Annotated in this window: 12 protein-coding genes; 9 read left to right on the forward strand and 3 right to left on the reverse strand. The window is 68.0% G+C overall.

The genetic code is table 11. From position 1 onward, the window contains the following. Positions 1-63: 63 nt before the first annotated feature. The 4 genes from C1930_RS10620 (at position 64) to C1930_RS10635 (ending at position 5,873) form a co-directional block, all read left to right on the forward strand. Positions 64-681, forward strand: coding sequence for a biliverdin-producing heme oxygenase (locus C1930_RS10620; RefSeq protein ID WP_234412639.1), 618 nt, complete (start codon positions 64-66; stop codon positions 679-681). 101 nt (positions 682-782) lie between these two features. After that, on the forward strand, positions 783-3,023 hold the full coding sequence (locus tag C1930_RS10625; RefSeq protein ID WP_108771698.1) for an ATP-binding protein: 2,241 nt from the start codon (positions 783-785) through the stop codon (positions 3,021-3,023). Further along, positions 3,020-3,490 (forward strand): response regulator, encoded by a 471-nt coding sequence (locus C1930_RS10630; protein ID WP_108756279.1) that lies wholly within the window; start codon positions 3,020-3,022, stop codon positions 3,488-3,490. The genes C1930_RS10625 and C1930_RS10630 overlap by 4 nt, the downstream gene beginning before the upstream one ends. Then, positions 3,483-5,873 (forward strand): response regulator, encoded by a 2,391-nt coding sequence (locus tag C1930_RS10635; protein WP_108756278.1) that lies wholly within the window; start codon positions 3,483-3,485, stop codon positions 5,871-5,873. Before C1930_RS10630 ends, C1930_RS10635 begins: the two co-directional genes overlap by 8 nt. 283 nt (positions 5,874-6,156) lie before the next feature. On the opposite strand, the gene C1930_RS10640 is transcribed toward C1930_RS10635, so the two are convergent. The 3 genes from C1930_RS10640 to C1930_RS10650 are packed head-to-tail and all read right to left on the reverse strand — an operon-like array spanning position 6,157 to position 8,163. Further along, a complete protein-coding gene (locus C1930_RS10640; protein ID WP_108771699.1) occupies positions 6,157-6,843 on the reverse strand; it encodes an oxidoreductase in 687 nt (228 codons plus the stop codon). Positions 6,844-6,862: 19 nt separating this feature from the next. Continuing rightward, entirely contained in the window at positions 6,863-7,543 is a 681-nt protein-coding gene (locus C1930_RS10645) for a ChrR family anti-sigma-E factor (RefSeq protein ID WP_108756276.1), read from the reverse strand. Then, positions 7,540-8,163, reverse strand: coding sequence for a sigma-70 family RNA polymerase sigma factor (locus tag C1930_RS10650; RefSeq protein ID WP_108756275.1), 624 nt, complete (start codon positions 8,161-8,163; stop codon positions 7,540-7,542). The genes C1930_RS10645 and C1930_RS10650 overlap by 4 nt, the downstream gene beginning before the upstream one ends. 132 nt (positions 8,164-8,295) lie before the next feature. Between C1930_RS10650 and C1930_RS10655 the strand changes: the two genes are divergently transcribed. The 5 genes from C1930_RS10655 to C1930_RS10675 all read left to right on the forward strand — a co-directional run bounded on the left by C1930_RS10655 (position 8,296) and on the right by C1930_RS10675 (position 13,403). Beyond that, positions 8,296-9,066 carry a hypothetical protein gene (locus C1930_RS10655; RefSeq protein WP_108771700.1) on the forward strand — a complete coding sequence of 257 codons (771 nt, stop codon included), beginning with the start codon at positions 8,296-8,298 and terminating at the stop codon, positions 9,064-9,066. Positions 9,067-9,150: 84 nt separating this feature from the next. Beyond that, a complete protein-coding gene (locus C1930_RS10660) occupies positions 9,151-10,104 on the forward strand; it encodes an acyl-CoA desaturase (protein ID WP_108771701.1) in 954 nt (317 codons plus the stop codon). A gap of 1 nt (position 10,105) precedes the next feature. After that, positions 10,106-11,383 carry an FAD-dependent oxidoreductase gene (locus C1930_RS10665; protein WP_108756272.1) on the forward strand — a complete coding sequence of 426 codons (1,278 nt, stop codon included), beginning with the start codon at positions 10,106-10,108 and terminating at the stop codon, positions 11,381-11,383. After that, on the forward strand, positions 11,380-12,147 hold the full coding sequence (locus C1930_RS10670; RefSeq protein ID WP_108756271.1) for a DUF1365 domain-containing protein: 768 nt from the start codon (positions 11,380-11,382) through the stop codon (positions 12,145-12,147). Before C1930_RS10665 ends, C1930_RS10670 begins: the two co-directional genes overlap by 4 nt. Further along, positions 12,144-13,403, forward strand: coding sequence for a cyclopropane-fatty-acyl-phospholipid synthase family protein (locus tag C1930_RS10675; RefSeq protein ID WP_108771702.1), 1,260 nt, complete (start codon positions 12,144-12,146; stop codon positions 13,401-13,403). Before C1930_RS10670 ends, C1930_RS10675 begins: the two co-directional genes overlap by 4 nt. The last annotated feature ends 1 nt before the right edge of the window (position 13,404 follow it).

A 13,404-nucleotide genomic window follows, 5' to 3' on the forward strand; every position in this document is an offset into this window, starting at 1 on the left:
GCCGGTGCAACCCGGGCGAAATATCTTCACTGCGTTTACACCGCTTCTGCTAGCGTAGCCCCAATGTCCGTCCCCGCCCCCTGCGCGCAGCGCGCTGCCTCCTCTTCTGTCCCCGACGAGCCGCTCAGCGCGATGCTGAAGACGGCCACGCACAGCACCCACGAGCGCCTGGACCAACGCCTGATGGCCCTGGGCATCTTCGATGATCGCCGCGACTATCTGCGCTTCCTGCAGGTGCAGGCGCAGTTCCATGGCGCGGTGGCAGCGCTGTACCGGCGGCACGATCTGCCGATCGCTGCAGCAGAACCGGGCAAGCACACGCAGGTGCTGGCCGATCTGCAGGATCTGGGCGCACACCCTGCGGCGCCGACCGCCGACGCACCGGCGCTGGCCACGGCACCGCTGCCGGTGGCGCTGGGTTGGTGGTACGTGGCCGAAGGTTCCAGCATGGGCGCGGCGGTACTGCTGCACCATGCGGCGCGCCTGGGCCTGCACGAAGGCTTCGGCGCACGCCATCTGGCGCCCGCCGCGGCAGGCGTGGCCGCGCACTGGCGCAGCGTGCGGGCCGCGATGGATGCGCTCGCGCTGACGGATGCGCAGCGCGTACAGGCCGCAACCGCGGCCAGCGCTGCCTTTGAGTTCGTCGGACGGCGCGTGGATGAAGTGTTCAGAAATGCCTGATCCAGCCGTTGACAGCAATGCGATAGTAGAGCGACGCCTCTTGCTGTCCTTGTTCCAGGCGCACGCTTGCGCCGCCTCACTACTTCCGGGTTCCTGCCTTCATGTCCAACGCCACTGACGCCGTGAACGATCTGGCGCTGTCCGTCTGTGCCCGCGAGCCGATCCACACACCCGGCGCCATCCAGCCCTACGGGGTGCTGCTGGTCGCCGATCCGGTCACGCTGCAGGTACGCGAGCGCGCGATCAGCCAGGACTCCCTGCTGCAACAGTTTGGCGACCCGCTCCGGCAGCCGCTGGACGCGGTGCTGGGCGGCGTACTGGCCCCGTTCCTGCCACAGCTGCGCCGCACGGCGGTCGACAGCAGCGTACACGTGGGCGCCGTGCACCTGGACGGCCATGGCCGCCACCAGTTGCTGGTGCACCGCTCGCAGCACGACCTGCTGGTGGAACTGGAAAGCCCGGTGCCGGGCCAGCCCAGTTCGCTGGAAGAGCTCTACCCGGCCATCCGCCGCCTGATGTCCGAGATCGAATCGGCTGCCACCGTGGCCGATCTGTGCCAGTTGGCCGCCCAGCACATGCGCGCGATGACCGGCTTCGACCGCACCCTGGTCTACCAGTTCGACAGCGCCTGGAATGGCACCGTGGTGGCCGAAGATGGCAACGGCGTACTGCCGTCCTACCTGGACCTGCGCTTCCCCGAATCGGACATTCCGGCGCAGGCGCGCGAACTGTACCGGCGCAACCGGGTGCGCCTGATCGCCGATTCGGGCTACACCGCCGTGCCGCTGGTGCGCGATGCCGCAGCCGCCGATGCCGCGCCCACCGACCTCAGTCTGGCGGTCCTGCGCAGTGTTTCCCCGGTGCACCTGCAGTACATGCGCAACATGGGCACCGGCGCGTCGATGTCGGTCTCGCTGATCCACGAAGGCCGGTTGTGGGGGTTGGTGTCCTGCCACACCGCCCATGCCCGCCGCCTGCCCTACCCCGTGCGCACGGCCTGCGAATTCATGGGCCAGATCCTGTCGCTGCAGATTGCGCTGAAAGAACGCGGACGGGTGGTGGAAGAGCGGGTGATCCGGCGCTCGCTGCTGGTCAAGCTGCTGGCCCGCATGGCCGGCGATGAAGACTTCATGGCGGCGCTGCGCCAGGACCACGGCAGCCTGCTGGCACTGACCGAAGCGGCCGGCGCGGCGATCGTGCACAAGGGCGATTGCATGCGCGTGGGCCAGTGCCCCGCCCGCGAGGACATCCTGCGCCTGGCGCACTGGGTGGCCGCCGAACACCCGGGCGAAGAAGTGTTCCACACCGACCATCTGGCCGGTGCCTGGCCGTCGGCCGCGCGCCTGAGCGACGTCGCCAGCGGCGTGCTGGCGGTGTCCATTTCGCAGCTGCACGACAGCTACCTGATGTGGTTCCGCCCCGAAGTGGTGCGCACCGTGCGCTGGGGCGGCGATCCGCGCAAATCCAGCGATCCGGGAACCGCGCTGTCGCCGCGCCATTCCTTCGAAGCCTGGAAGGAAACCGTGCAGCAGCGCAGCCTGCCCTGGACCGACGCCGACGCCGATGCCGCGCACGAAATGCGCACGGCCATCGTCGACATCGTGCTGCGCAAGGCCGAAGAGATGGCCGAACTGAACGAACAGCTGGTGCGCAGCAACAAGGAACTGGAAGCCTTCTCGTACTCGGTCAGCCACGATCTGCGCGCCCCGTTCCGGCATATCGTGGGGTATTCCGAACTGCTGGGCAGCTCGGCGGCCGAGCGACTGAGCGAGAACGAACGGCGCTTCCTGGACACCATCGTGGAATCGGCCAAGTCTGCCGGCACCCTGGTGGATGATCTGCTGAGTTTCTCGCAGATGGGCCGTTCGACCCTGGGCCGCATGCACATCGACATGGGCGCACTGGCGCAGGATGTGCGCCGCACCCTGGCGCTGGACTATGCCGGCCGCAGCATCGACTGGCGCATCGGCCCGTTACCTGTGGTCGAGGCCGACCCCACCATGCTGCGCCTGGTCTGGCAGAACCTGCTGTCCAACGCGGTGAAGTTCACCCGCGACGTTGCCGACGCCGTGATTGAAGTGGGCCACCAGCGCAGCGCCAGCGAAGACATCTTCCATGTGCGCGACAACGGCTGCGGCTTCGACATGCGCTATGTGGACAAACTGTTCGGCGTGTTCCAGCGCCTGCACCACGAAGACGAATTCGAAGGCACCGGCATCGGCCTGGCCAACGTGCGCCGCATCATCGGCCGCCATGGCGGGCGAACCTGGGCCGAAGGCACGCTGGGTGAAGGTGCCACGCTGTATTTCACTCTTCCCTTTTCTACCGGAGAACACCCATGAGGGATCTGCGGCCGATCCTCCTGGTCGAGGACAGCCCCAAGGACGCCGAACTGACCCTGGCTGCGCTTGCGCGCTGCCAGTTGCTCAACGAGGTGGTGCACGTGCGCGATGGCGCCGAGGCACTGGATTACCTGCGCAGCGAAGGCAACTTCGCCGGCGCCTACCACGGCGGCCCGGTGGTGGTGCTGCTGGATCTGAAACTGCCCAAGATCAACGGCCTGGAAGTGCTGCAGCAGGTGCGTGAGGACCCGGAGCTGAGCAGCACCCCGGTCGTCATGCTGACATCATCGCGCGAAGAGCAGGATCTGGTCCGCAGTTACCAGCTGGGCGTCAATGCCTTCGTCGTCAAGCCGGTGGACTTCAAGGAATTCTTCGACGCCATCCAGGGCCTTGGCATGTTCTGGGGCATCACCAACCAGCCACCTCCGCACCGCGGCGGCAACGGGAACACCCCCACCCATGAATGACCCCGCGCCTGCAGGCGGCCGCCTGCGGATCCTGATGCTGGAAGACAGCGCGCTGGATGCCGAACTGATCACGGCCCAGCTGCAGCGCTCCGGCCTGCGCTTCGACACCCACCGGGTGTGGGCGCACGACACGTTCCTGGCGGCCATCACCTCGGCACAGTTCGACGTGATCCTGGCCGATCATGTGCTGCCCGGGTTCGACGGCGATACCGCACTGGCTCTGGCGCGCGAGCACGCGCCGCAGATCCCTTTCATCTTTGTCTCGGGCACGCTGACCGAAGAGCTGGCCGTGCAGGCGCTGACCCGCGGCGCGCGCGATTATGTGGTCAAGCAGCGGCTGCAACGGCTGCCGGACGCGATCCGGCGTGCCCGCGATGAAGCCCGCGAGCGCAACCAGCTGGCCCAGGCGCGCACGGCGCTGGAGCACAGCCAGGCACAACTGCAGCAGATCACCGATGCCATTCCCGCGTTGATCGCGCACCTGGGCGCCGACCACCGTTACCGCTTCGCCAACAAGGCCTTCCTGGACTGGCATGGCATTGCCCTGGACGACCTGCTGGGCAAGCAGCCGGCCGACATCGGCAACAGCGCCTCGTTCCAGCAGGCCCTGCCCAGCCTGGAACGGGTACTGGCCGGCGAGCGCGCCAGCTTCCAGATCACCCTGACCCACCGCAGCGGCGAAGCCCGCTTCGTTCAGATGGACTGCGTGCCCGAGTTTGCTGCCGACGGCACGGTGACCGGCTACACCTGCCTGGGCAGTGATGTGTCCGGGCTGAAGCGCGCCGAGCTGGCGCTGCGCCAGGACAATCAGTCGCTGGAACAGCAGGTGCAGGCGCGCACCGCCGAGCTGCAGGCCAGCAAGCGGCGCCTGCAGGCCATCTTTGAATCCAGCTTCCAGCACCAGGTGCTGCTGGATCTGGACGGCCGGGTGATCGATGCCAACGTGGCCTCGCTGGCAGCGGTGCTGGCCGGCAAGCCTGACGTCGTGGGCGCGCATTTTTCCAGCACCGCCTGGTTTGCGGCGACCCCGCAGGCCGCGCGCACCGTCACCGAAGCGGTGCAGCACGCCGCCGCAGGCACCCCGTCGCTGCATGCGTTCGAACTGGAACTGCCCACCGGCAAGCGCAGCTTCGATTTCTCGCTGCGGCCGCTGCTGGGCCCCGATGGCCATGTGGCGGCGGTGGTCTGTGAAGCGGTGGAAACCACTGCGCGCGTGCAGGCCGAACACGCGCTGCGGCAATCGCAGAAGATCGAAGCCGTTGGCCAGCTCACCGGCGGCATCGCCCACGATTTCAACAACATCCTGACCGTGATCGCCGGCAACGTGGAACACGCCATGCTGTTGAACCAGCGCAATGGCGAACCGGCCGGCATGACCGCGCGGGCGCTGGACAACGCCCTGAAGGGCGTCAACCGCGCTGCCAGCCTGACCCAGCGCCTGCTGGCCTTCGCCCGCCGGCAACCGTTGCACAGCCAGGCGGTGAATCTGAATGACGCCGTGCACGGCATGCAGGACATGCTGCAGCGCGCCCTGGGCGAGTTGGTGCAGCTGGATATCCAGGCCACGGACGACATCTGGTGTGTGGAGCTGGATGTCAGCCAGCTGGAAGTCTCGGTGCTGAATCTCGCCGTGAATGCACGCGATGCCATGGACCACGGCGGCCAGCTGGTGATCGAGATCGACAACAGTCACTTGGACAATGACTACGCCGCCCTGTTCCCCGATGCAACGCCCGGCGAATACGTGATGCTGCGGGTGCGCGACAACGGCCATGGCATGTCGGCAGACACGCTGGCCAAGGTGTTCGAACCGTTCTTCACCACCAAGCAGGTGGGTCGCGGCACCGGTCTGGGGCTGTCGATGGTGCACGGCTTCGTGAAACAGTCCGGCGGCCACGTCCTGGTCGATTCGGTGCCCGGCGGTGGCACCAGCATCACCATGATGTTCCCGCGCTCACCCCTGCCCCTGCCCAGCCAGGCGGCGCCGACGCAGACCGGTTGGGCCAGCTACGAGGCGCGCGAGGAATCCGTCCTGGTGGCCGAGGACAACGACGATGTGCGCGCGTACACCGTCGATGCGCTGCGGCAACTGGGCTACCGCGTGCTGGAAGCACACGATGGGCCGTCCGCGCTGCGCCTGCTGGAGCGGCCCGACACCCAGATCGATCTGTTGTTCTCGGACATCGTGATGCCGGGCATGTCCGGCTGGGAGCTGGGCCGACAGGTGCGCGAGCGCTGGCCCTCGGTCGCCGTCCTGTTCACCTCGGGCTACCCGCGTGACCACGACACCGTGGGCAGCCCCGGGCGCGGCGCACCGCTGCTGTCCAAACCCTTCACCCGCAGCGACCTGGCGCAGTCGGTCCGCAACGCGCTGGCGCCCTGAGCGCCAAGGCCTTGGTCGGCACGCGCCCGCGCCCTGGTAGGTGCCGACCTTGGTCGGCACACGCCCGCGCTCTGGTAGGTGCCGACCTTGGTCGGCACACGCCCGCGCTCTGGTAGGTGCCGACCTTGGTCGGCACACCCTGCGGGCCAACCAAGGTTGGCCCCTACCAACGCGGGGTAATTCGGGCCAACCAAGGTTGGCCCCTACCAACGCGGGGTAATTCGGGCCAACCAAGGTTGGCCCCTACCAAGGCGAGGTAATCCGGGCCAACCAAGGTTGGCCCCTACCGTTCCGCCCTCGCGAAACGGTGGATCTGCGCGCATTCCACCACACCGGGTGGCTGCGCCATGCCGGCCAGCGCGATCATCGCCTCACCAATCGCCCGGTTGCTGACGGTCAGCGACGGCAGCACGCTTCCGGCCAACCCCATCAACGGCGCGGCCACCCAGTAGAACGGCTTCATCAGGGTGTGCCGGGTCCCGGTACCCGCCACCGGCTGCACGCCTGCCGGCCGCAACATCACCGTGCGCACCGGCAGTCGCGCCAGCGCCTGCTCGATCTCACCCTTCACCCGCAGCGGCATGATGCGGCTGGCCGGGTTGGCGTGTGCGCCGGATACATACAGGAAGCAGCCCTGCGGATTGGCAGCGGCCCACGCGCGGGCGACGGCCAGCGTGGCGTCCACCGTCACCTGCCGGTATTCGGCCTCCGGCGTGCCCAGTGGCGGCGCACCTGCGCAATAGAAACACGCATCGAATCCCGCCCACGGCAGATCGGCGTGCGCGGCCTGCAGGAAGTCGGGCAGCACCATTTCCTGGAACCCCGCAGGGGACGCGCCTTCGCGACGCACCAGCGCGGTGACGTGCTGCACCCGGCCAGAGCCCGCGCAGGCCAGCGCGACTCCCTGCCCGACCAGACCGCCGCTGCCGACCAGAAGAATCTTCATGGATTGCGTGTTGTCAGCGCTCATGCACAGCTCCTGCGGCGCGCTAGAGTTTCACAAAACGCTGGATCTTGCGCGCCAGCCAGCCGCTGAACACCAACGGCGCATCCAGCGCGGACACGCAGATGCACGGCACACCCGGCGCGGTCACCGGCTGGTGCTCGACGTCCTCATCCAGATCCGCCACATCGCCCGGCGCGAACAGGCCCAGCGCATCGTTGTAGCTGCCCCGCAGAATCTGGGTCAGCTCACTCTGGCCATGGCTGTGCATGGGCAGGCACTTGCCCGGGGCGATCTTCAGCATGATCAGCGACGGCATCTGCGCCGCACGGATGCAGTACACCCCCGGCGCGATCCAGCGCCAACGCAGCTGCGACAGCGACGCACCGAAGTACGGATGCAGGGCGGCGGGCAAATGATCCGGGTTCGCCTGTGGCCGCTCGCTCGGTACCGCGCGGGCCGCCCCGCAGGGCGCAGCCAGTCCGCCCTCGGCCTGGTCCATCTGCGCCAGCATGGCCATGCGCAGCTGCGCATGCCGCGCCTCGTCAACGGCCGGCTGGGTCTGGTCCAGCAGCACGGCGCCGATCGCCTCGGCATCGCGCAGGCGCTGGCGACAGGCCGGGCACTGTTCCAGGTGCGCGGCTGCGACCACGCTCAACGCCGTCGGCAGGCCGCCGGAGGCATAGCTGATCAAGGTCGATTCGTGCAGGTGGTGGCGCGGGCTCATTGGCCACCTCCCACCTTCGACTGCAACTGCAGGAAGGCCCGGCGCAGGTGCGACTTCACCGTGCCCAGCGGCATGCCCAGCGCGGCGGCGATCTCGCCGTGGCTGCGCGCCTCGAAGTAGGACATGCGCACCAGCCGTGCCTGCACCGCCGGCAATTCATTGATGCGCTGGCGCAGCCGTACCTGGTCGGCGTACTGTTCGGCACTGCTGCGCTCGACCACGTCGAAGCTGGCGGCATCGGCCACCGCGGCCTGCGCCTGCAGCCAGCCACGTTCATGGCGCACGCGGTCGATATGCAGGTTGCGTGCAATGCGGAACAGCCAGGTGCTCAGCGCGCCCTGCGCGGCATCGAAATCGGCCGCACGCAGCCACAGGCGCAGCAACGCCTCCTGAGCCAGCTCCTCGGCAATTGCCGGCGTTGCCCCCAGGCCACGCAGATACACGCACAGGCGCGGCATGAAATGGTCGTAGATGCGCAGGAAGCAGGCGCGGTCACGCAGCCGGGCCACACCGTCCATGTCACCGGTCCAGTTGGTGGGCTCACTGCTGGGCTGCTGGGCACTGGACACGAGACGGGCGGCGTCGAAAGGGCTGCGGGGCGGGCGGCGTTCAACGTACATGGGCAGGGGCGGCAATCAGGTGAAGGTGGTTCCTGTGCCTCTACGCAGGCAGGCGGCGATTGGATGCAGCGGCCGGTGCATCCATTGGCCCCGCCGCCGCGTAGGACTGGCAGACCCGACGGAAAGCCGCCCATGCGCACCTGTGCCTACCTGCTGCTGTTGCCTGTCTGCGCCCATGCCGAACCCGCCCTGCTGCGCAGCGAAGGCGTGGCCACCACCGCGGACGGGCGCGTGGCCTACCGCGAGGTGCACTGGCAGCAGGGCCCGGACGAAGGGTCGCAGCGCTGGGTGGAATACCGCTGCAGAACGGGCCAGCCCTTCGCCCGCAAGCAACTGCCCGCCACCGGCCGCCCCGCCGCGCGCGGCTACAGCCTGCAGGACCGGCGCAGCGGCCAGGCCGCCACGCTGGATGTTTCCGCAACGGCCGTGCAGGTGCAGTGGCGGGAAGCCGGCGACGCGGCGCCAGTACAGGCACGGGTCGCGCTGCCGGCAGACGCGGTGATCGATGCCGGCTTCGATGCCGCCGTGCGCCAGCACTGGGACAGCCTGCTGCGTGGGCAGCCGGTCACCCTGTCCTTCCTGGTGCCGGGGCGGCAGCGCTTCTACCCGCTGAAGGTGCAGTACCGCGGCGCGCTGCAATGGCAGGGCCAGCCGGCGCAGTCCTTTGCCGTGCGCCTGGATGCCTGGTACGGCGCAGTGGCACCCGGCCTGAGCCTGGTCTATGCCAACACCGACCGTCGCCTGCTTGAGTTCAACGGCACCAGCAATCTGCGTGACGGCAAAGGACGCTACCCGCAGGTGCGCGTGGCCTTCAGGAATCCCCCTGTGCCCGCCAGCCGCAGCCAGTGGCAACGCGAGCAGGAGATTCCGCTGGTCAACGGGTGTGGTGTTACGTCCAGGTGAATTACGGCACGGATGCGAATGCACTGCATCCAATCGCGCTGTTGCAACGTAGGCACCTACACACGCGCCTTCCGGAAACCGAACATGTCTGCAGCTGCGCCCCTGCCCCGCCGACGCGCCCGCCTGCTGCGTACCCTGCGCCGCTGGTTCGACACCGGCAGCACTGCGAACGATGTGCCGGCAGCGCAGGCCGGGCGCATCGACTGGCTGCGCGCGGTGCCCTTCGTGCTGCTGCACGTGGCCTGCCTGGGGGTGATCTGGGTAGGCGTGTCCTGGACCGCCGTTGCGGTGGCGGCCGCACTGTACGCCGTGCGCATGTTCGCCATCACCGGTTTCTACCACCGCTATTTTTCCCACCGCACCTTCCAGACCTCGCGCCTGGTGCAGTTCGCGTTCGCGGTGATCGGCGCCGCCAGCGTGCAGCGCGGGCCGCTGTGGTGGGCCGCGCACCACCGCCATCACCACCGCCATGCCGACCAGCCGCAGGATCCGCATTCACCGAACGAAGTCGGCTTCTGGCGCAGCCACATGGGCTGGTTCCTGACCCGCGAAGCCTTCAGCACCGATCTCAGCCGCGTGCCGGACCTGGCCCGCTACCCCGAGCTGCGCTGGCTGGATCGCTTCGACATCGCCGTGCCGGTGCTGTTGGCCGCGGCCCTGTTCGGGCTGGGCGAACTGCTGCAGCACACCGCGCCGGGCCTGCACACCAGCGGCCCGCAGCTGCTGGTCTGGGGCTTCTTCATCTCCACCGTGGTGCTGTTCCACGCCACGGTCACCATCAATTCGCTGGCCCATCGCTTCGGCAGCCGCCGCTTCGATACGCGCGATGACAGCCGCAACAACCTGTGGCTGGCCCTGCTCACCTTCGGCGAGGGCTGGCACAACAACCATCACTTCTTCCCCGGCACGGTGCGCCAGGGTTTCCGCTGGTGGGAAGTCGACCTGACCTGGTACGGCCTGCGTGCGATGGCGGCGGTCGGCCTGGTGAAAGGACTCAAACCCATACCCGACTGGGTGCTGGCCAAGGCGAGGCACTGACATGCGCATCGCAATCATCGGATCGGGCATTGCAGGGCTGGCCAGTGCCTGGTGGCTGGACGGCGAACATGAAGTCACGCTGTTCGAGGCCAACGATTATCTGGGTGGGCATACCCACACCCATGACGTCACCGTGGATGGGCGCCCGCTCGCCGTCGATACCGGCTTCATCGTCTTCAACGAGCAGCACTACCCGCTGCTCACCGGGCTGTTCAACGAGCTGGGCGTGGCCTCGCAGCCCACCACCATGAGCTTTTCCATGCACAGCGAGCGCAGCGGCGTGGAGTACAACGCCACTTCGCTTGATGGCTTGTTCTGCCAGCGCCGCAACCTGGTCTCGCCGCGCTTCTGGGGCATGCTGGCCGACCTGCGCCGCTTCTATCGCCAGGCGCCGGCCCTGCTGCAGGAAGAACACGGCCCCACCCTGGGCCAATACCTGCAGCAGCACGGCTACGGCCAGGCCTTCGTCGATGAGCACCTGCTGCCGATGGCCTCGGCGCTGTGGTCGTCGCCCACGGCCACGGTGCTGGACTTCCCGGCGCGCTACCTGGTGCAGTTCATGGCCAACCACCAGATGCTGCAGATAACCGGGCGCCAGCCGTGGCGGGTGGTACGCGGCGGTTCGGTGCGCTACGTGGATGCCCTGCGCGCGCGCTGGCAGGTACGCGAACGCCTGGAGTGCCCGGTACACGCGGTGGAACGCCTGCCGTGGGGCGTACGCATCCACAGTGCCGCCGGCGTGGAAGGCTTTGATGAAGTCATCCTGGCCTGCCACAGCGACCAGGCCCTGGCCCTGCTGCAGCAGGTGGACCCAGTGGAACGCGCGGTGTTGGGCGCGATCCGCTACCAGCCCAATGAAGCCGTGCTGCACACCGATGCCTCCCTGCTGCCGCGCAACCGCAAGGCCTGGGCCGCATGGAATGCCCATGTGCCGCGCGCGCCCGATGCGGCCTGCACGGTCAGCTACTGCATGAATCTGCTGCAGGGCCTGCCCGGCGATACGCCACTGGTAGTCACCCTGAACCGCAGCGATGCCATCGATCCGGACAAGGTGCTGCGCCGCCTGCAGTACGCGCACCCGGTGCACGACCACGCTGCCGTACGCGCACAGCAGCGCTGGGGTGAAGTGCAGGGTCGCCACCACACGTGGTTTGCTGGCGCCTACTGGGGCTGGGGCTTCCACGAGGACGGCATCCGCAGCGCCCGCCGGGTGGTGGATGCGCTGCGCGAGCGTACCGCCCAGGCCAGCAGCACCTTCGATGTGGAAGTGCCGGCATGAGCGGCAGCGCCCTCTACTTCGGCCATGTGCTGCACCGCCGTCACCAGCCGCACGCGCATGCGTTCCGCTACCCGATCGCGCAGCTGCTGCTGGATCTGAACGAACTGGACAGCGTGTTTGCCGGGCGCTGGCTGTGGTCGGTGAACCGCCGCAACGTGGCCGAGTTCCGCCGCAGCGATTATTTCGGCGATCCGGACCAGCCGCTGGCCGATGCCGTGCGCGACCATGCGGCCCGCGAGCTGGGCTATCGCCCACAGGGCCCGGTGCGGCTGCTCACCCACCTGCGCTTTGGCGGCCATGTGTTCAATCCGGTCAGCTTCTACTACTGCTATCGCGCCGATGGCCAGACCCTGGACTGCATCGTGGCCGAGATCACCAATACGCCCTGGAAAGAGCGCCACGCCTACGTGCTGCCGGTTGCGCGTGCCCTGCATGGCAACCAGGATCTGCGCTGGCAGTTCGACAAGGCCTTCCATGTATCGCCGTTCATGGCCATGGATTGCCACTACGACTGGCGCTTCAACCTGCCCGGCGAGCAACTGCGCGTGCACATGCAGGTCTGGCGCGACGGTGTGCGCCAGTTCGATGCCACCCAGAACATGCAGCGCCGGCCGCTGGATGGGCCCGGCCTGGCCCGGGTGCTGGCCGCCTACCCCCTGATGACCGTGCAGGTGGTGGCCGCCATTCATTGGCAGGCCCTGCGCCTGTGGCTGAAGCGCAACCCTGTGCACGACCACCCTTCCCTTGCCGAGAAACCGCGATGAACGAACTCACTCCCTCGGTGTCCCTGGCCCCGCCCGGCGCGCTGGACGCCTTCCTGCGCCGCCGCCTGCTGGACCAGCTGGCACCGCTGCGCGAAGGCAGCCTGCTGGTGCGCGATGCCTTTGGCGAACAACGGCTGGGGGAACCCGGCGGCGAGCTGCACGCCACGGTGACCATCGAAGACCCGGCGTTCTATCGCAAGGTAGCCGCGCAGGGCAGCGTGGGTGCGGGCGAGAGCTATATCGACGGTGATTGGCGCTGTGAGGACCTGGTGGCGCTGGTGCAGCTGCTGGTTCGCAACCGCGACCTGCTAGACGGCATGGAGCGCGGCCCGGCGCGCGTGGGCGGCTGGCTGCTGCGCGGCTGGAACCGCCTGCGCCGCAACAGCCGCGCCGGCAGCCGGCGCAACATCGCCGCCCACTACGACCTGGGCAACGACTTCTTCAGCCTGTTCCTGTCGCCGGACCTGATGTATTCCTCGGCACTGTTCGCCAACGAACAGGAAACATTGGAAGCCGCATCTCAGCGCAAGCTGGACCGCATCTGCCGGCAGCTGCAGTTGCAGCCGGGCGACCGCGTGGTGGAAATCGGCACCGGCTGGGGCGGCTTCGCCCTGCATGCCACACGGCACTACGGCTGCCATGTGACCACCACCACCATTTCCGCCGAACAGCACGCGCTGGCGCAGCAACGCGTGCGCGAGGCCGGCCTGCAGGACCGCATCGTCCTGCTTACCCAGGACTATCGCGACCTGCAGGGGCCGTTCGACAAGCTGGTCTCGATCGAGATGATCGAAGCCGTTGGCGCCGAATACCTGGACACTTACCTGGCCACCCTGCAGCGCCTGCTGAAGCCCGATGGTGTAGCCCTGCTGCAGGCAATCACCATCGAAGACCATCGCTACGAGCAGGCGCGCCGCAGCGTGGACTACATCAAGCGCTTCGTGTTTCCCGGCAGCTTCATTCCCTCCATCAACGCGATCATGGCCGCCAAGACCCGCAGCAGCGACCTGCAGCTGGTGGCCCAGCACGACTTCGGGCACTCCTATGCCCTGACCCTGCGCGCCTGGCGGCAGCGCTTCCTGGCCCAGCGCAGCGCCGTGCAGGCACAAGGCTTCGACGCGCGCTTCTGCCGCCTGTGGGAGTTCTATCTGGCCTACTGCGAGGGCGGCTTCCTGGAACGTTCGATCGGCGTGTCGCACCTGTTGCTGGCGCGCCCCGGCTTCCGCCCCGCCGGCAATGCCGGGCAGGCGGTGTGAG

Origin of the sequence: Stenotrophomonas sp. SAU14A_NAIMI4_8, from assembly GCF_003086695.1 — a bacterium.
GTDB lineage: Bacteria > Pseudomonadota > Gammaproteobacteria > Xanthomonadales > Xanthomonadaceae > Stenotrophomonas.